A 17131-nucleotide genomic window follows, 5' to 3' on the forward strand; every position below is an offset into this window, starting at 1 on the left:
CCCTACGTCCTGATTCCAGGCTTTTCGCGGTACTGACGATGAAACATGCAAGTCTGCGCCTGGACAAGCTGGCGCAAAGCTCTCAACGCCTGAACAAAGCCCTGTTGTTGCTCACCGGGCTCGCCTTGCTGCTGTCCAGCAGTTGCTATTGGGCAGTGTCGCGTTTGTTGGAAGCCGAACAGGAAAAGATCCAGTTTCACTTTGCCCGTGTGGTGGAAATCATCCATGAGCATGAGGCGTTTCTGCGCAATGTGGCCAGCGGCTACAGCCAGCGCAACTCGGCGCCGTTGCCGGCGGTGCAATCGACGTCGGTGGTGGAGGTGCAGCGCGACGCTGGGCAGGTGGTGTTGCAGGCCAAGGGGTTTGCGCTCTCGCTGCCGTTCACCTTGTCCCACGATCCCGGCTTATCGGCGGATGACACACGGCGCGCGCTGGCATTTGGCGTGCAATTGACCGACTACTACGGCGGCTATTGGGCCAGCTCGTTTTATGCGTCGCCACAGCTGTTCGTGCTCACCCCTGACAACCTCACCAGCCTCGCCGTGCCCGGTATTGGCGGCCTACGCCAGCATCAGCCGTTGTTGCCCGGACAGTACCGCGAGGTGGTCGGGCGCTTGCATGAATTGCAACAGCGCCAGGCCGCCTTGCTCAATGACAGCCGCGTGCGCTGGATGCGCGCGCCGTCGCAGCTGTATCACGACAGCCGCAGCGTGGTCGCCATGATCGGTCTTAATGTGCCCGGCGCTGTGTTGCCGGCTGCTCAAGGCCAGGGCTTGCTGGCCTTGGCGGCGGTGGTGGATACGTCCCAGGTCGATGAGTTCGAGCGGGTGTTGCGACTGTCGGTCTACAACCAGTTCACCCTGATCGCGCCCGAGGGCGACGTGTTGCTCGGCAGCCTCGGCGACGAACAGATGGCGCCGATGGGCTTGAGCTTCAGCCGCCAGGGCTTGCGCTTCAAGATGACCAGCGCGGGCGGTGAACGCTGGACCGGCTTGTACGCCATCACCTATCAGGACTTCCTGCGCTACGCCAAATGGCCGCTGCTCGGTCTCGGCCTCACGTTCCTCGCCGCCATGCTGCTGGGTTGGTGGATCAATCATTGGTACAAGACGCGCATCGTCAGCCCGGCGCAGCGCGCTCAGGAGCGGCTGTTCGAGAGCGAAGCGTTCAACCGCATCATGCTCCACAACGCCCCGGCCGGGCTGTGCGTGGTGCGGCGCAGCGACACGCAACTGCTGCTGGAGAACCAACGCGCCCTGCAGTTGGGCGGCACCGCGTCCTTGCTGGCGGTACTCAAGGCCAACGACGGCGCCGACACCCCCGGCGAAATGTGCCTGGCGGTGGACGGCCGTTATTTGCAGGTTGTGGTGGTGGCCGCGCGCTACGAGGGCGACGACGTATTTCTTTGCGGCTGCAACGACATCACGCGGCATGTGGACGAAGCCCAATTACTGAACCAGGCCCGCCAGGAAGCCACCGCCGCCAACGAGGCCAAGACGGTGTTCCTCGCGACCATGAGCCATGAGATCCGCACCCCCTTATATGGCGTGCTGGGCAATCTAGAGCTGATGGCCCTGACCGACATGAGCGAGCGCCAGCGTCAGTACCTGGAAATCATCCAGGGCTCGTCCACTGTGCTGTTCCAGTTGATCAGCAACGTGCTCGACGTGTCGAAGATCGAGTCCGGGCAAATGGCGGTGGAGGCGGCTGCCTTCGATCCCCATCAACTGGTGGACGAGTCGGTGCTGGCGTTCACCGCCACGGCGCGCAACAAAGGCTTGCAGATCGACGCAGAGATCGACCCGCAGGTGCCGCAGCAACTGCGCGGCGATGCCGGGCGCATTCGGCAGATCCTGCACAACCTGTTGGGCAATGCGATCAAGTTCACCGACTCCGGCCGCGTGCGTTTGCGCCTCACCGTGCAACAGCTGTTCGAGCAGGAAGTCGCCTTGCAGTGGCAAGTCACCGACACCGGCGTGGGCATTCCGGAAAAGGCCGTGGAACAGCTCTTCAAACCGTTCTACCAAGTGGCCGGCGGCCAGGATGGCAATGGCGCGGGCCTTGGGCTGTCGATCTGCTCGCGCCTCAGTGAATTGATGGGCGGCAGCATGCGCGTGGTCAGCGAACCGGGCCTTGGCAGCAGTTTTTCGCTGTTCATTACCTTGCCGATTCTCACTTCTGTGCCCTCAGCCATCAGCCCGGCGCTGGCCTCGCCCTGTCTGGATGCGCCGTGCCTGAACGTGCGGGTGCTGGTGGCCGAAGACAACCCGGTCAGCCAGGCGGTATTGCAGGAGCAGCTCGAAGCCCTCGGCGCCCAGGCCACCGTGGCGCGGGACGGCGAGCATGCGTTGCAGATCTGGGGCTCGCAGCCTTTTGACCTGGTGATCACCGACATCAACATGCCACGCCTCAATGGTTACGATCTGGCCCGCGCCTTGCGCGAACAGGGCGTGCAGGTGCCGATTATCGGCGTCACCGCCAATGCGTTGCGCGAAGAAGGCGAACGCTGCCTCGCGGTGGGCATGAATGCCTGGGTGGTCAAACCGCTGAGCCTGAGCATGTTGCGCCAGGCGTTGATGGCGCACTGCAGGCGCGCCACGGCCCTGACGATACCGGCGCCGGACCGCGACCGCGAAGGCTGGATCGAGCTGTCGCCGTCCATGCGCAAACTGATGGGCGAGACCCTGCTGGTCGACGTGCAACTCATTGAACAGGGCCTGGACGCCGGCGACTCCGATCGGGTGCGCCAACGCCTGCACAGCCTCAACGGCGCGCTGGCCAGCGTGCGCGCCGGGCTGTTGTCCAACGCCTGTCAGACATGGGAAAACACCCTCTACGATGGCCCGTTGGACAGCCATGCCACCACGCAGATCCGTGTGTTGTGCGCGCGCTTGACGGCCGTCGCGCAGTGCCTGCTGGCCGAGTCATCCACCTGATGAACGCCCCCTACAAGAGAGCTGAACCATGCGAGACATGAACGTCGTCATAGCCGATGACCATCCCATCGTGTTGGTGGGCGTGCGCGAAATCGTGCAGCGCGACGCCCGCTACCGCCTGGTGGGCGAGGCGGTCAGTTCGACGCAGTTGATCGAGCAGTTGCGCAGCCATCGGCCGCAAGTGCTGATCACCGATTTCAACATGCCCGGCGATGATACTTATGGCGACGGCCTGAAGTTGATCGAGTACATCCTGCGCCACTTCCCCGAGACCCAAGTGTTGGTGCTGACCATGATCTCCAACAGCCTGATCCTCACGCGTTTGCAGGAGTTGGGCGTGGCCGGCGTGATCCAGAAGAACCACCTGCACGGTGAAATCGAGAAAGCCCTGGGCGCCATCAGTGCCCAGCGCAGTTACCGGGCACCGATGCCGGCGGCGACGTCGGTGGTGGGCAACGGGTTTCAGGTGCAGGAGCGGTTCCAGAGCTTGTCGCCACGGGAGATGGAGGTGCTGCGTTTATTCGTCACGGGGATGAGTGTCAGCGACATTGCCAGGCAATTGAGCCGCAGCAACAAGACCGTCAGCGCACAGAAGATCTCGGCCATGCGCAAGCTGGATGTGGACAGTGATCAGGCGCTGCTGACCTATTGCATCGAGGCCCGGCAGTTTCAGTAGGGGGGTTAGCGGTACGTCATCTGCATCAACAGCGTTGCGCTGTAGCTGCCCGCTTCGGGCAGTTCGCCCACGGTCACCGGCTTGACTCGTAGGGTCAGTTCCAATGGTTCTTTTTCCACCGTCCAGTTGCTGGTTTCTCCCAGACTGAAATCGGCCTTCGCGCTTTTATTCAGCAGCCCCAGGCGCAGTCCCAGACCAACGCGATTGGTGAGCAGGGTCTGGTTGTCAGCGCTGCCCAACCCCGCTGAAAACGTCAGGCTCACCTGGCTGTCAGCTTGGCAATCGAAGATCAGCGGTACGTCGGTAGCGGCGACGCTGTCATCGACCAACTGGTTGAGGTTGGCGTCACCCAGTTTCAACTGTTGCGAGGTGGGAAAACGTGGTGTGCAGGGCGGCGCGATCAGCTTGCCGCTGACATCGATCTTCGCCTCATCCGCCGGTTGCGCAACCGCCGTGCCGGTCACCGCCAGCAGTATCCAGATAAGCACTTTCATAGGTAGTTGATGGTCATGACGATCGACGAGGTGAACGCGCCCGGCGTCAGGGTGCCTTGTGCGATCAGCTTCGCCTTGAGGCTGATGTCGACGTTGCCGCTCAGGTTGCTGTAGGCCTTGGCGGTGCCTTTGAGGTTGGCCACCGTATTGTCTGCCCACAACAGCGAAACGCCGAGGTTGTCGGCCGTGGTCTTGGCCACGGTGTCGGTGTGCGTGCCTTTGCTGGAAGCGAAGCTTACGTTCAGCGATGAGCCAGCCGGGCAGGTCATTTTCACGGGAACCGCTACGGTATCGGTGGTGGCGACCTGGTCGGTGCGCACATTACCGAATGCTGCCGTGAGGGAGGTGCCAGAAGTCAGTACGCAGGGCGGTCGGGTGAGGGTGCCGCTTACGGTGATATTCACGGTGTCGGCGGCCTGGGCGGCAGTGCCGAGCAGTACCAGGGCGAGCAATGACGTTTTCATGAAAGCCTCATTGGTAATTGATGTTCAGGGTGTATTGGCTCTGGAACGCACCGGCAGGCGATTTCCCAGCCTCCAGTTGTGGCTTGAAACTCAAATTCACGCTGTTGCTGCCGGCCCTCAGTTGCATCGCGCGCGGGCTGGTAAAAACCACCGGGTTGCCGCTGTCGGTCCAGATAGCCTGCATGTTCAGCCCCGCAAGCGTGGTGCGTGATACTCCGGTATTGGCGTTGACCACTGACTGGCTCGGCGTCAAGGTCACGTTGGCGCGCATCGACGATGGGCAATTGAGTGACACGCTGGTCGACTGCGAAACGGCGCTGAGATTAGCGCTGCTGATAGTGCCGAATTTCAAGTTGACGGCGCTCGGAGAACTCAAGCTGCAACTGACGGCGCGGACGTTGTAGATGAATAGCCACTCATGGAACCATTCCGCATAGGCCTGCCAACCACCTGTAGAGGTCACGCCAAGCTTCACTCTCGCGGTGCGCCGGCCCGGCGTACTCGGGGCGGTTCCCACTACGTAGTACACGTAAGAAACCGAGCGTCCGGCGAGTATGGGCGCGCAAGTCCCACCCAAGCATGCGGCTCCCCAACTGCCCAGCGGCAGTTGAAGCATATAGGTGTTGCTATAGGGGTCCAGCACCTGCAGGTTAGCGGGGGACGTTCCGGAAATCGCCGTGATTTCCAAATTGGTACCTGCGCCAGACGGGTAGGTACGTACCGCTGTGCAGGTACCGCTGAATGGGACTTTCATCTCGGCTCCGGCGGCGAATTCGTAACCGTTGGATGGATAGCCCGAGAGAGAGCATTTTATGCTTCCACTGATAAAAGCCTGTGCTTGAGGCGACAGCCAACCCAGTACCACCAGTGTCATGAGCTTCAGCAAGCAGTTTCCAGGCTTGATTTTCATGATCATTACTTACGAATCCTTGGCACCCGACCCACCGGCCGCGCGCTCACATTGAATGTTCAGTTGTGTAATCCCACCCTCGGCAGGCCCTTTATCGTCCAGTTTCAATTCGCGGCTGCACCACGGCTGGTTATCCACGCTGATCAACAGGCGTGACTGCGCCGGTACGCCGCTCAGGTACGCACGGCCCTTGTCGGCCACCAGTGTGCTACCCAAAGAGCGCCCATCCGGGGCGAACAGTTCGGCCTTGGCGGCAAACGGTGCCGCTTCGCCGCGTGCATCGATGATGCGGAACAGAATGCGTTGGCCTTTGCGGGTCTCGAAGTCCGCCAGCACAAAGGCACCGCGATTCGGCGTGACCTCCTGCACCAGTTGGGCGATGTCGACGTCAGCCGGCATCGACTGGGTGTCCAGCGACATACGGTTCTTGCGGTAGGGCAGGGCAGACGGCACCACCGTGTAGCCATTGGCATTGGTGCGCACACCCCGCTTGTTGGCGATTCCCACGTCTGCGGCACCGGGTGTGGCCACGATCACGTTGGTTTCGCCCAGAGGCTGACTGAAAATCAGATTGCGGTCATAGGCGACCACCGAGCCCTCGATGCCCATGTCCAGTTGCCGGCTACCGGAGGTTTCGTTATAGCCGCCGTGCACGATGGCGTTGGGTGCGTCATAGCGCGCGGCAAATGTGCTGCCCATCACGCGGTCATTGGCGTTGACTTGCTGCGACACGCCAGCGCTGTAGGCCAGGGTGTCGTCCTCCAGCGCATTGCCGCTCAACGTCGCCGTGCGCGAGGCCGTGCCCCGCGCGCTCTGGTTCGCGTTGACCGATACACGCTGGTTGCGTGTACCGCCCAGCGGCATGCTGATGCTCAGGGACAGCGTGCGGTCATTGCTGCTGTCCCCTTTGTTAGCGCTCAAGCCGAGAGTGTAGGAAATGTCCCCGACGCTGGCGCTGTAGCCCAGTTGAATCGAGGTGTCGGCATTGCTCTTGTCCCAGTAGTTGGTTTTCGTCACGTTGGCATACACACCGCCGTAGCCGCCCAGTTGCTGGGACACGTTGGCGGTGAAGTTGCTCTTCATATGGCCGCTGCGGTACATCTCCAGCGACTGCTCGTTGGTGCGGCTGTTGAGCGCCTCGTTGAACGAGTAGTAGCCGCCGGTGGAATAGCGATAACCGATCAGGCTGAAGTTGGTGTCGGTGGCCGCCAGGGCTTTGGAGTAGCGAAAGCGAAACGACTGGCCGCTGGCGGTGGTTTTTGCCGGGCCCATGGCTTCGCTGCGCGCGTGGGTCATGTCCACTGAAATCGCACCGAAACCGGCGAAGTCGTGGGCGAACCCTAGCAGGCCGGCGCTGTACTGATCACTCAGCAGGCTGCCGCCGAACAGCGTGGTGCCGCCGGCCAGGCCGCGCCGCAGGGACGCCTGGATAAAACGTGGGGTGTCCTGCTGCGTGGTCGCTTGCGCCGGGCGGTACTGGCCGGCGAATACCGAGTAGCTCTGTTGGCCCTCACGCAGCATGTAAGGCACCGACGAAAACGACTGGGTAAACACCTGGCGCTGGCCATCGGGGCCTTCCACGGTGACTTCAATGTCGCCATTGCTGGCGGTGGGGTACAGGTCGGTCAACGCGAACGGCCCCGAGGGCACCCACTGCTCATGGATCACGTAACCGCGCTGGCGGATGATCACCCGCGAGCGGCCGTTGGCGATGCCACGAATCACTGGCGCGAATTGGCGGGCCTGGTCCGGCAGCATGTCCATGTCCGAGGCAATGCCCAGCCCGCGATAGGGGATGGCGTCGAACAGGTCACCTTCGGTGGTGGAGTCGCCCACGGTGGCAATCGCCATCATGTTGCCCATGTTGCGCTGGGCGTAGGTTTCCATCGACTCCCAACGCCCGGTGTCGCCTGTGCCTTTCTGCCAGGTGGAGAAATTGCGCAGCCGCCAGGCTCCGGCGTTTATACCGCTGCGCAGGCTGCCGAACTGGTCCTGGCGGCTGCCGGTGTCGGACTCCACCGTACTCCCGGAAAAGCTGTAGTTGGTGAACGCTACTTGCTCGCCGTCACTCCACTGCCGGCGGCGTACTTCAAACGGGATGCTGCCCAGGTACGCTTGGGGGATCTCAATCGACAACACCTGGCGGTTGAAATCGTAGTCGTAGACCATCCCGGCCAGGCCTTGGTCGAACGCGATGCAGGTAGCGTCGGCGTCGCTGCGGTTTTGCAGGGCGGTATCGGCAACCCCTTGGCTACGAAAAAAGTCGGTATCCAGGCACGGGAAAAGCCCGGTGGAGGAGCGGTCCGACGTACCGCTGGCGCGAATAAAGCGTACATCGCGCTGCTCGACCGAATGCTCATTGACCAACACGTCTACCCGGTAAATTCCTGGCAACTGGCCTTCGCTCATGGCGCTGACCTGTTGTTTCACGGCGGCCGAACTCTGCCCACCGCCGATCTCGAGGAACGACGCATCGAACTCGTAGCCAGCCTGTGCAGGGGCCAAATGCAAGGCCAAGGCCGCCGCGAGCGGGCAGCCGAAAGCCTTCATGGCGCAACGGCGCATGAATGGGAGTGAACGGGGCATGGGCGTTCCTGAAATGGCGTTTCGAGGTTGGCGCTTGGGTATCAGTGAAGGCGGACGACGGGGGCGGTCACGACGCTGCCGTAGTCATCGATGTAGCTCATTTGCACTTCATCACCGGGCTTGGCCTGGATCGCTAGTTCCTGCTGTTGGCCGGGGCGCAGCACATCCGGTGCCTGGGTGATCGGCTGGCCGTTGAGCTTCAGCTCGCTGACCACGACATGGAATTTGGACGTGTTGTTGAACATCAGCGCGCCGGCATTGGCCTTCCAGTTCACTTGCGCCACCGCGTCCTTGAGTTCGCCTTTAAGGCCGGCGGGGCGGTAGAACAGCTTGATGGTGGTCTTGAGGGCGATCTGCAGCACGTTCTTGCCTTTCTGGTCGTCACTCATGGCCGGGATCGCCTTGACGTTCATCAGGAACAGGCTTTCACGGTCTTGTGGCACATCGGCGCCACCGGCAAAGATCACACGCAGGATGTTTTCCTTATTGGCGTCGAGCCGGAACAGCGGCGGGGTGACGATAAAGCTGTCGACGCTTTCTTCGCTGGTGCCGCCGAAACGGCTGACCCAGGACTGCACCAGGTAAGGCGAGGTGTCTTCGCGGTTGCTCACATTCAGATTGGCTTCGTTGGAGGCGCCGTTGTAGATCAGGCGCGTGGCGCCTACGGTCACGGCGGCGTCCGCTGCTGCGACATGCCAGAGCGGTAAGAGCGCGAGCAAAAAATACAGTTTCAAACGCATGATGGGAGACCTTTAAAAGTCCGTAGGCCGGCGCGGCGGCGCCAGGCCCACGGTGTTGACGAGCAATTACTTGTAGGTAACGTCGAAGCTGGCCAGGGCGTTGACTTGACCGGTGCCGATGCCAGACGTGGTCACTGCATCGTCGCCCGTGCCCGTAGTCACATCGGCGGCGGTGCGCACATAGGCGGCGGTGAAGTTGAAGGTGTTGGACATCGCTCGCAGGTCGTAGTCGGCGGTCGCGGTATTCAGTGGAACCGCGTTTCCGGTACGCGCGTCAGCGATCTTGATCGCGATACCTGTGACCTGGTTTTCACCGGTCAGGCCCAGCAGGGTGGAGTCGCTGGCGTCTTCCTGGCCGCTGAAGGTAATCGCGACGTTTTTCTTGGTCGCGGTGCTGCAGTTGTCCAGGCTGATCGAGAACGCTTTCGGCTTGGCGGTGGCGCCCACCGTTTTCCCGAAGTCAGCGATGCGCACCGGATCGAGTGTCACGGACTTGCTCTCGTCGCCGGTTTTGATGGTGCACGCGTTGTCGGTCACGGAACCGGTGAATTGGATCTGCCCGTCCGCAGCCTGTGCGGTACCGGCCAGCAGCCAGCAAGCGCCGCATGCGAGAGTGATTTGGCTCAGTTTGTTCAGCATTGCAATGCCCTTTACGAGATGGATGGTTGTCTGCTTACCCCCCTTGGGTAAGCCAATCCATAGTGCAATGCTGGGATTTGGAGGCACATGAGACAGATCTTAAAAGCTGGCCTACTGATGGCCGTTCGACCGGTGAGTCCATATCCGACGCCGGGCGTGATATTCTGCGCGCCGTCTTGGTCTAGTCTTTCCTTGGTACGTACATCCGTATACGTCCCAGCGGTTGACTGTCGCCCAGGTTGCTGAAGCCAATAAAGATAAAAAGTCAGCGCAGAAGGGACATAAAAGTGAGGTCGATACGTCGGCTTTGTGTGCCCACCCTGTGGCCTTCGTGTGAGTGTGCAAACCCCGCGGTACGTTGCCTGGCGTAGCGTGATTGAGGGTTGCCCATGATCAGGGGCAGTGGGGCGGATGGCGTTTTATCATAGGTGCTACTGATGTTTAAAAAAGTAAACACTGCCCTGCTGGGGCTGGCTTTGTCGCTGGGGATCACGTCCGTTCATGCGGAAGAGGCAAAGAAAGTCGATGTGCTGCTGATCGGCGGCGGCATCATGAGTGCAACCCTCGGTGTCTGGCTTAACGAGCTGGAACCGGACTGGTCGATGGAAATGGTCGAGCGCCTCGACGGCGTGGCCGAAGAAAGCTCCAACGGCTGGAACAACGCCGGTACCGGTCACTCGGCCCTGGCCGAGCTGAACTACACCCCGGAAGACAAGAACGGCAACGTTGAGATCCCGAAAGCGGTCGAGATCAACGAAGCGTTCCAGATCTCCCGTCAGTTCTGGTCCTGGCAGGTCCAGCAGGGCGTGCTGAAGAACCCTCGTTCGTTCATCAACACCACTCCGCACATGAGCTTTGTGTGGGGCGATGACAACATCAAGTTCCTCAAGAAGCGCTACGAAGCCCTGAAAGCGAGCCCGCTGTTCGCCGGCATGCAGTACTCCGAAGACCCGGCGCAGATCGCCAAATGGGTTCCGCTGATGATGGAAGGGCGTGACCCGAACCAGAAAATCGCGGCCACCTGGAGCCCGCTGGGTACCGACATGAACTTCGGCGAGATCACCCGCCAGTTCGTTGCTCACCTGCAAACCACACCTAAGTTCGACCTGAAACTGTCGAGCGAAGTGCAGGACATCACCAAGAACGCCGACGGTTCGTGGCGTGTCAGCTACAAAAACCTGAAAGATGGCACCAAGACTGAAACCGACGCCAAGTTCGTGTTCATCGGCGCCGGCGGCGGTGCACTGCACCTGCTGCAAAAGTCGGGCATTCCTGAAGCCAAGGAATACGCTGGCTTCCCGGTGGGTGGTTCGTTCCTCGTGACCGATAACCCAACCGTTGCCGAGCAGCACCTGGCCAAGGCCTACGGTAAGGCTTCGGTTGGCGCGCCACCGATGTCGGTTCCGCACCTGGACACCCGCGTGCTGGATGGCAAGCGCGTAATTCTGTTTGGCCCATTTGCCACCTTCTCGACCAAGTTCCTGAAAGAAGGCTCGTACCTGGACCTGCTGACCAGCACCACCACCCACAACATCTGGCCAATGACCAAAGTCGGTATTCGTGAATACCCACTGGTTGAGTACCTTGCTGGCCAACTGATGCTGTCCGATGACGACCGCTTCAAGGCGCTGCAAGAGTACTTCCCGAACGCCAAGCAATCCGACTGGCGCCTGTGGCAAGCCGGTCAGCGCGTGCAGATCATCAAGCGTGACGAAGAGCAGGGCGGCGTCCTGAAACTCGGTACCGAAGTGGTCAGCTCCGCCGACAACACCATCGCAGGCCTGCTGGGTGCATCGCCAGGCGCGTCCACCGCGGCTCCGATCATGCTGACCGTGCTGCAGAAAGTGTTCAAGGACAAGGTGGCTACTCCGGCCTGGCAGGAAAAGCTGCATCAGATCGTGCCAAGCTACGGCACCAAGCTGAACGACAGTCCTGAAGCCGTTGCCAAGGAATGGGCCTACACCGCCAATATCCTGCAACTGCCTACACCGCCGGTGATCCCGGCAATGGCTGCTCCCAAGGCGACCGAGGCTGCCAAGCCTGCGGCTGAGCCGAGCAAGCCGGCGTCTGATCTGGCGCTGTAAAAACAGGTAGGGCGCTGATTCAGGTCCAACTGTAAAAAAGCCCGCTGAACCGGTGACGGTCAGCGGGCTTTTTCATGGCCGTGAGAACAGTTCAGCAATCCGACAGACATCACCTGTTAAAAAAGTACCCAGGCCTTAGCAGGAGCGTGGCTCAAATACGGGGGCATTTTTTACTGGTGCAAGTGTTGGGCGTCAGCGCCCGAGGGGGTTATATGTTGCTACGTTACGCAGCATTGGCGGCCATGGTCGTTGCGGCATCCGGGTGTGTGCAAGAGCGTGTCGTGCATGAGCGTCGACCGCCACAACGTGAGTATGTCGAGGTGGTTGCGCCACAACCGCCACCGGTGCAGGTGATCGAGGTCGAGCCTGCGGTACGCGAAGGTTACATATGGTCGCGTGGTTACTGGCGCTGGGAAGGTGGGCGCTATGTTGCGGTACACGGCCATTGGGAGCCTGTGCGCCAGGGCTATCGTTATGTGCATCCGCATTGGGTGCAGCGCAATGATGGATACCACTGGCAGGTTGGTGGCTGGATTCGCTGAGCTTCGTCCTAAGAGGGCTTTTTCGTACCCAAGAGCCTGACTTCCCGTAACAGCGCGGCGCCGAGTTGATCGGTGCCCAGCTCCTTGTAACCCACGGCTTTAACCTCACCGTTCTCTTCCGCCTGGATGATGATCACCGGTGTTTCCTTGCCGGTGGCTTCGTCGACGTGCATCGCGTACTGGGGAATATCCAGCTTGATCGGTGTACCCGCTGCCTTGCCCTTCACGTTGATCAGAAACGCCGCGCAGCCAGTGTCGACATCTGTACTGGTGGCCGAACGGCCGCTGACGAAGCAGGTTTTCGGTAGCTCAGGCCAGGCGATATCGGCCAGGGCGAGGGACGGCGACAAGGCCAGGGCAGCAAGAAGAAACGAGCGCACGTGGGGCTTTCTCTCGATCAGGGGCAGAGGTGGTTTTTACCAAAGCCTGCCCTTCGCCGCAACGCGCGGGTTCAGGTCAGGCGCTTGATGCCCGCCACCTTGACCGCATTGAGGTCGAAGGTGGCGGTGTGTTCACAACCTTGCCGACGGGCCAAGGCGATAAAAACGATGACCGACCGGCCAGCCCCTTTATCTCACTGCACTACGCGATAACAAGGCACGTACGCCGCACCGCCCGGCAATTTCATGCGGTGCTGGGCGACGAACGCCTGCAGCAGCTCATCCAGCGGCTTCATGATGGCCGGGTCGCCGTGGATCTCGTACGGCCCATGCTCCTCGATCAGGCGGATGCCTTTGTCCTTCACGTTGCCGGCCACGATCCCCGAGAAGGCACGGCGCAGGTTGGCCGCCAGTTCGTGGGGTGGAAGTGCGTGGCTCAGTTGCAGGCCGGCCATGTTTTCGTGGGTCGGGTCGAACGGGCGCTGGAAGCCTTCGTCGATTTTCAGCAGCCAGTTGAAGTGGAACGCGTCGTTGCGTTCGCGGCGGAATTGTTTCACCGCCTTGAGGCCGACGGTCATTTGGCGGGCCACTTCGGCCGGGTCGTCGATGATGATCTGGTAGTGCGCCTGCGCTGCTTCGCCCAGGGTGGCACCGACGAAGGCATGCAGTTGCTGCAAGTACGGCGCAGCCTGTTTCGGCCCGGTGAGAATGACCGGGAAGGGCACGTCGCGGTTGTCCGGGTGCATCAGGATGCCAAGCAGGTACAGGAACTCTTCAGCCGTGCCGGCACCGCCTGGGAAGATGATGATGCCGTGGCCGACACGCACAAAGGCCTCCAGGCGTTTTTCGATGTCCGGCAGGATCACCAGCTCGTTGACGATCGGGTTCGGCGCTTCGGCGGCGATGATGCCCGGCTCGGTCAGGCCCAGGTAGCGGCCGCCGGTGATGCGTTGCTTGGCGTGGGAAATGGTCGCGCCCTTCATCGGGCCTTTCATCACGCCGGGGCCGCAACCGGTGCATACGTCGAGGCTGCGCAGGCCCAGTTCGTGGCCGACTTTCTTGGTGTATTTGTATTCTTCGGTATTGATCGAGTGCCCACCCCAGCACACCACGATCTTCGGTTCCACGCCCGGGCGCAGCGTGCGGGCGTTGCGCAACAGATGGAACACGTAGTCGGTGATGCCTTGGGAGTTGCTCAGGTCGATGCGCTGGCTGTCCAGTTCGTTCTCGGTGTAGACGATGTCGCGCAGTGCGCTGAACAACATCTCACGGGTACTGGCGATCATTTCACCATCGACAAACGCGTCGGCAGGCGCGTTCAACAGTTCCAGGCGCACGCCACGGTCCTGCTGGTGGATGCGCACTTCAAAGTCTTTGTAGGCGTCGAGGATGGTCTTGGCGTTATCGATATGCGCGCCGGTGTTGAGGATCGCCAGGGCGCACTGGCGGAACAGGGTGTAGATACTGCCGGTACCGGCTTCGCTCAGTTGCTGGACTTCACGTTGGGACAGGGTTTCGAGGCTGCCCTTGGGGCTGACGGAGGCATTGATGACTTGGCGTTGGGGCATTCTGATTCCTTGAAAGCACAGCCACCGCACCCTACGAGGCGCGATAGCTTGAGAATGGTGGGCGCCGTAAACGGTCGCACGAGCCGAATATTTACCTCAGGCGCGGGGCCCAGCGCAAATACCGTCCACCCCCATCATGCCGCAGAACTTACCGAATCAGCTTCCAGTTTTTGTAGAAAACCCGACGCAGGGTAACGGCCATCCCGCAAAACCCTGGGATCACGGCGTTGAGCAGCGACGGCAACACCGCAACGGCGTGCGACCTTGTGCAGGCTTTACATCGTTTCTAAGCCTTGCCAGCCTTGTGTGGATTGAATTTTGTAAACGGAAGATTTACGTCTATCGTGACGCTTCGGTTTTTCAGGCGTCATAGACCGGTACGATTGAAGTTGAATGGCCACCATTGGCCTTCGGCACCTTGGAAGAGGCAGAAATTTTTATGATCATCAAACCGCGGGTTCGTGGCTTTATCTGTGTGACCGCTCACCCTGTTGGCTGTGAAGCGAACGTCAAAGAGCAGATCGACTACGTCACTAAAAACGGCGTCATCGAAGGCGGCCCCAAGAAGGTGCTGGTCCTCGGCGCTTCCACCGGCTACGGCTTGGCCGCGCGTATCAGTGCTGCGTTTGGCTGCGGCGCCGACACCCTGGGCGTGTTTTTTGAGAAAGAAGGCGAAGAAGGCAAGCTCAGCTCCGCTGGCTGGTACAACAGTGCTGCGTTCGAGAAGTTTGCCGTCGAAAAAGGCCTGTACGCCAAGAGCATCAACGGCGACGCGTTCTCTGACGAGATCAAGCGCCTGACCATCGAAACCATCAAGAAAGACCTGGGCAAGATCGACCTCGTGGTCTACAGCCTGGCGGCGCCACGCCGTACCGATCCTAAAACCGGTGAAGTCTATAACTCCACCCTCAAGCCAATTGGCAAGGCTGTGACCCTGCGCGGTATCAATACCGACAAAGGCGTTGTGGTCGACACCACCCTTGAGCCTGCAACCCAGGAAGAAATCGATGGCACCGTGAATGTCATGGGTGGCGCCGACTGGCAGCTGTGGATCGACGCCCTGCGTGATGCAGACGTGTTGGCCGAAGGCGCCAAGACCACCGCGTTCACCTACCTCGGCGAGAAGCTGACCCAGGATATCTACTGGAACGGCTCCATCGGCGAAGCCAAGAAAGACCTCGACAAGAAAGTCCTGACCCTGCGCGACAACCTGGCCGCACTGAAGGGCGACGCCCGCGTGTCGGTGCTCAAAGCCGTGGTGACCCAGGCCAGTTCGGCGATCCCGATCATGCCGTTGTACTTGTCGCTGCTGTTCCGCGTGATGAAAGAGCAGGGCACCCACGAAGGCTGCATCGAGCAGGTCTACGGTCTGTTCAAGGACAGCCTGTACGGCAGCGAGCCGAAACTCGACGCCGACGGCCGCCTGCGTGCCGATCTGGCTGAGTTGGAGCCAAAGGTCCAGGACGCCGTTGCGGCACTGTGGGATCAGGTTACTGACGAAAACGTCAACGAGATCAGCGATTTTGCCGGCTACAAGGCGGAGTTCCTGCGCTTGTTCGGCTTTGAAGTCGATGGCGTGGACTACGACGCTGACGTGAACCCGACCGTGAAGATCAACGGTCTGGTCCAGGCGTAAATGATGTGATTGACAGCGGTCTTGATAACCGGGTTATCAGGCCGCTGTCAGCTCTTTCTTGATTCAAGAAAGACGGTTTTTTGCCAGGGTAAAGTCGGACCGCCTGACAGTGGTCACTTCTTTCTCCCAGAGTGGATTCAGCGGTACGTGATAACCGCTGTCCTTGGCGGTCTTGATCAGTTCTACCATTTCCCTACTGTCGCGGATGATGCTGATTTCATTGAATCGGCCCAGTTTTGCCGGCAGGAAAAACGTCGCCGGGTAATTGTCGGCCACTTCCGTCGCCGGGCTGCCCGAGTCCGCATTGTGATGAACCACGCGCTCTCCCTCGCCTATCAACGTTTGATTGATGAGTTCTATCATCTGCTCTATCCGCGGTGTCGCATTGCCGAGGTGGGGATCTTCTTTCTGGTAGAAGTGCGCCGCACTTTCAAAGTCTGCGCGTAGCTCTTTCGGAACCTGCTTGTAGCGCTCAACTCGATCCCTGAAGACACGGTGGGCCACGTCCGGCACGGGGAGATTGTCCTGTGGACCAAAGTCGCTGATGTGGGGCGCGATCATGTGCAGGTCGTAATCGGCGGTCAACGGTTTGCCTTCTGATTGCTTGGCCAGCACTTCGAGGGGCTTGCCCTGATGAGTGATGAGGTAGCTGTCACTTGAAGGCGACGTGCGATGGCCTTCGAATGTATACGACTGTTGACTGGGCCCGCAGGCGCTCAACTGCAACGTGCCGTCAGGTCCATGGGCTGCCAGTTGGGTTATCTGGCCGAGCTTGAGCAGCTCATCAATGCGCGGGCCCGAGAGTTTCAGAGGGGTTGCAACTGCGTGGCCTTCCTGGATGCACGCCTGGATTTGCTCATTGGCCTTGGCCACTTTGGCCGGCGTTTTTTCAGCAAATTGCTCAAGCTTGCTGAGCGCCTGATCCGTACAGATAAAACCTGCCTGGGGGCCCCAGTTGGCGCTTTTCCCTTTGATGTGGAAGTCCTTGGTGGGGTGCCCGGCTTCTATCAGGCCTGTTGCCACGGTTTCGACCGGGCGTACGCCAATGATGGAGTTGGTGATTACCGCGATGCCTTGCAAGGGGGCAAGATGGCTCGTCACGATGCCTGTTTGGTTTTTTACTTGGCCGACCAGATCGGCTGCGGGATCATTCGCGCCCTGGGCGCGGTAGCTTTGCAGCGTATGAAGGCTGTGCGCGCAAGGGGAAATCACTGAGGAAATCATGCCTGTCATTGAAGTTTCTCCACGTATGTCTACTGCGAAGTTGAACGATTCCCTCCAAACGCCAGCTCCTTGAATTGTCCGACCGACACTAAGGTGAAAGCGCCCTCAATCGCAGAGAACGAGTGTGACTGTCTGTGTGAAGTTGAACTCGCGCAAGTCAGTTAAAACCGCGTACTGCACGGGAGCTCCGCTATTTCCCATCGCCGGGCCTGGTCGAATTCTCAGAGCGTTCCTACTCGCTCTTACACGCTC

General features: G+C 60.4%; 14 protein-coding genes and 1 pseudogene. 5 read left to right on the forward strand and 10 right to left on the reverse strand.

Annotated elements, in window-relative coordinates:
- Positions 1–38: 38 nt before the first annotated feature.
- Both CKW32_RS04545 and CKW32_RS04550 read left to right on the forward strand, forming a co-directional pair.
- Positions 39–2936, forward strand: coding sequence for an ATP-binding protein (locus tag CKW32_RS04545; protein WP_095184175.1), 2898 nt, complete (start codon positions 39–41; stop codon positions 2934–2936).
- A 28-nt stretch (positions 2937–2964) separates the two neighbouring features.
- Positions 2965–3612 (forward strand): response regulator, encoded by a 648-nt coding sequence (locus tag CKW32_RS04550; protein ID WP_032888855.1) that lies wholly within the window; start codon positions 2965–2967, stop codon positions 3610–3612.
- Between the two features lie 5 nt (positions 3613–3617).
- Here the strand turns inward: CKW32_RS04550 and CKW32_RS04555 are convergent, their stop codons facing one another.
- From CKW32_RS04555 to CKW32_RS04580, 6 genes are all read right to left on the reverse strand, one after another.
- Positions 3618–4106 carry a fimbrial protein gene (locus CKW32_RS04555; RefSeq protein WP_095184176.1) on the reverse strand — a complete coding sequence of 163 codons (489 nt, stop codon included), beginning with the start codon at positions 4104–4106 and terminating at the stop codon, positions 3618–3620.
- Complete coding sequence (locus CKW32_RS04560; protein WP_095184177.1) at positions 4103–4570, reverse strand: fimbrial protein; 468 nt, start codon at positions 4568–4570, stop codon at positions 4103–4105. The genes CKW32_RS04555 and CKW32_RS04560 overlap by 4 nt, the downstream gene beginning before the upstream one ends.
- A 7-nt stretch (positions 4571–4577) precedes the next feature.
- A complete protein-coding gene (locus tag CKW32_RS04565; protein ID WP_241149719.1) occupies positions 4578–5486 on the reverse strand; it encodes a fimbrial protein in 909 nt (302 codons plus the stop codon).
- Between the two features lie 3 nt (positions 5487–5489).
- Positions 5490–8066 (reverse strand): fimbria/pilus outer membrane usher protein, encoded by a 2577-nt coding sequence (locus CKW32_RS04570; protein ID WP_095184178.1) that lies wholly within the window; start codon positions 8064–8066, stop codon positions 5490–5492.
- Between the two features lie 41 nt (positions 8067–8107).
- Complete coding sequence (locus CKW32_RS04575) at positions 8108–8806, reverse strand: molecular chaperone (RefSeq protein ID WP_032888863.1); 699 nt, start codon at positions 8804–8806, stop codon at positions 8108–8110.
- Between the two features lie 66 nt (positions 8807–8872).
- Positions 8873–9445 carry a fimbrial protein gene (locus CKW32_RS04580; RefSeq protein WP_032888865.1) on the reverse strand — a complete coding sequence of 191 codons (573 nt, stop codon included), beginning with the start codon at positions 9443–9445 and terminating at the stop codon, positions 8873–8875.
- 437 nt (positions 9446–9882) lie between these two features.
- Between CKW32_RS04580 and mqo the strand changes: the two genes are divergently transcribed.
- Positions 9883–11529, forward strand: a complete 1647-nt coding sequence (mqo, locus tag CKW32_RS04585) for a malate dehydrogenase (quinone) (RefSeq protein ID WP_032888867.1) — start codon at positions 9883–9885, stop codon at positions 11527–11529.
- 212 nt (positions 11530–11741) lie between these two features.
- The gene (locus CKW32_RS04590; RefSeq protein WP_095184329.1) at positions 11742–12071 is read left to right on the forward strand and encodes a YXWGXW repeat-containing protein; all 330 of its coding nucleotides are present in this window, start codon (positions 11742–11744) and stop codon (positions 12069–12071) included.
- An 8-nt stretch (positions 12072–12079) separates the two neighbouring features.
- On the opposite strand, the gene CKW32_RS04595 is transcribed toward CKW32_RS04590, so the two are convergent.
- The 3 genes and pseudogenes from CKW32_RS04595 to CKW32_RS28440 form a co-directional block, all read right to left on the reverse strand.
- Positions 12080–12451 carry a hypothetical protein gene (locus CKW32_RS04595; protein WP_032888869.1) on the reverse strand — a complete coding sequence of 124 codons (372 nt, stop codon included), beginning with the start codon at positions 12449–12451 and terminating at the stop codon, positions 12080–12082.
- 194 nt (positions 12452–12645) lie between these two features.
- Complete coding sequence (gene ppnN / locus CKW32_RS04600) at positions 12646–14019, reverse strand: nucleotide 5'-monophosphate nucleosidase PpnN (protein ID WP_032888871.1); 1374 nt, start codon at positions 14017–14019, stop codon at positions 12646–12648.
- Between the two features lie 148 nt (positions 14020–14167).
- Positions 14168–14266: pseudogene (locus CKW32_RS28440) on the reverse strand (beta-hydroxylase); the annotation flags it as partial.
- Between the two features lie 192 nt (positions 14267–14458).
- On the opposite strand from CKW32_RS28440, the gene fabV reads away from it, so the two are divergent.
- Positions 14459–15655 (forward strand): enoyl-ACP reductase FabV, encoded by a 1197-nt coding sequence (fabV, locus tag CKW32_RS04610; protein ID WP_032889283.1) that lies wholly within the window; start codon positions 14459–14461, stop codon positions 15653–15655.
- Positions 15656–15718: 63 nt separating this feature from the next.
- Here fabV and CKW32_RS04615 read toward each other — a convergent pair whose 3' ends face one another.
- A complete protein-coding gene (locus tag CKW32_RS04615) occupies positions 15719–16888 on the reverse strand; it encodes an anthrax toxin-like adenylyl cyclase domain-containing protein (protein ID WP_095184179.1) in 1170 nt (389 codons plus the stop codon).
- Positions 16889–17131 lie beyond the last annotated feature (243 nt).

The organism is Pseudomonas sp. Irchel 3H9 (genome assembly GCF_900187495.1).
Classification (GTDB): Bacteria; Pseudomonadota; Gammaproteobacteria; order Pseudomonadales; family Pseudomonadaceae; genus Aquipseudomonas; species Aquipseudomonas sivasensis.

What these genes read in the sequence shown, in the direction of transcription:
- fabV (WP_032889283.1), top strand. Translation starts at nt 14,459, where the DNA reads ATGATCATCAAACCGCGGGTTCGTGGCTTTATCTGTGTGACCGCTCAC.
- CKW32_RS04615 (WP_095184179.1), bottom strand. Translation starts at nt 16,888, where the DNA reads ATGACAGGCATGATTTCCTCAGTGATTTCCCCTTGCGCGCACAGCCTT.
- CKW32_RS04580 (WP_032888865.1), bottom strand. Translation starts at nt 9,445, where the DNA reads ATGCTGAACAAACTGAGCCAAATCACTCTCGCATGCGGCGCTTGCTGG.
- CKW32_RS04550 (WP_032888855.1), top strand. Translation starts at nt 2,965, where the DNA reads ATGCGAGACATGAACGTCGTCATAGCCGATGACCATCCCATCGTGTTG.
- CKW32_RS04570 (WP_095184178.1), bottom strand. Translation starts at nt 8,066, where the DNA reads ATGCCCCGTTCACTCCCATTCATGCGCCGTTGCGCCATGAAGGCTTTC.
- CKW32_RS04590 (WP_095184329.1), top strand. Translation starts at nt 11,742, where the DNA reads ATGTTGCTACGTTACGCAGCATTGGCGGCCATGGTCGTTGCGGCATCC.
- CKW32_RS04575 (WP_032888863.1), bottom strand. Translation starts at nt 8,806, where the DNA reads ATGCGTTTGAAACTGTATTTTTTGCTCGCGCTCTTACCGCTCTGGCAT.
- mqo (WP_032888867.1), top strand. Translation starts at nt 9,883, where the DNA reads ATGTTTAAAAAAGTAAACACTGCCCTGCTGGGGCTGGCTTTGTCGCTG.
- ppnN (WP_032888871.1), bottom strand. Translation starts at nt 14,019, where the DNA reads ATGCCCCAACGCCAAGTCATCAATGCCTCCGTCAGCCCCAAGGGCAGC.
- CKW32_RS04545 (WP_095184175.1), top strand. Translation starts at nt 39, where the DNA reads ATGAAACATGCAAGTCTGCGCCTGGACAAGCTGGCGCAAAGCTCTCAA.
- CKW32_RS04560 (WP_095184177.1), bottom strand. Translation starts at nt 4,570, where the DNA reads ATGAAAACGTCATTGCTCGCCCTGGTACTGCTCGGCACTGCCGCCCAG.
- CKW32_RS04555 (WP_095184176.1), bottom strand. Translation starts at nt 4,106, where the DNA reads ATGAAAGTGCTTATCTGGATACTGCTGGCGGTGACCGGCACGGCGGTT.
- CKW32_RS04565 (WP_241149719.1), bottom strand. Translation starts at nt 5,486, where the DNA reads ATGATCATGAAAATCAAGCCTGGAAACTGCTTGCTGAAGCTCATGACA.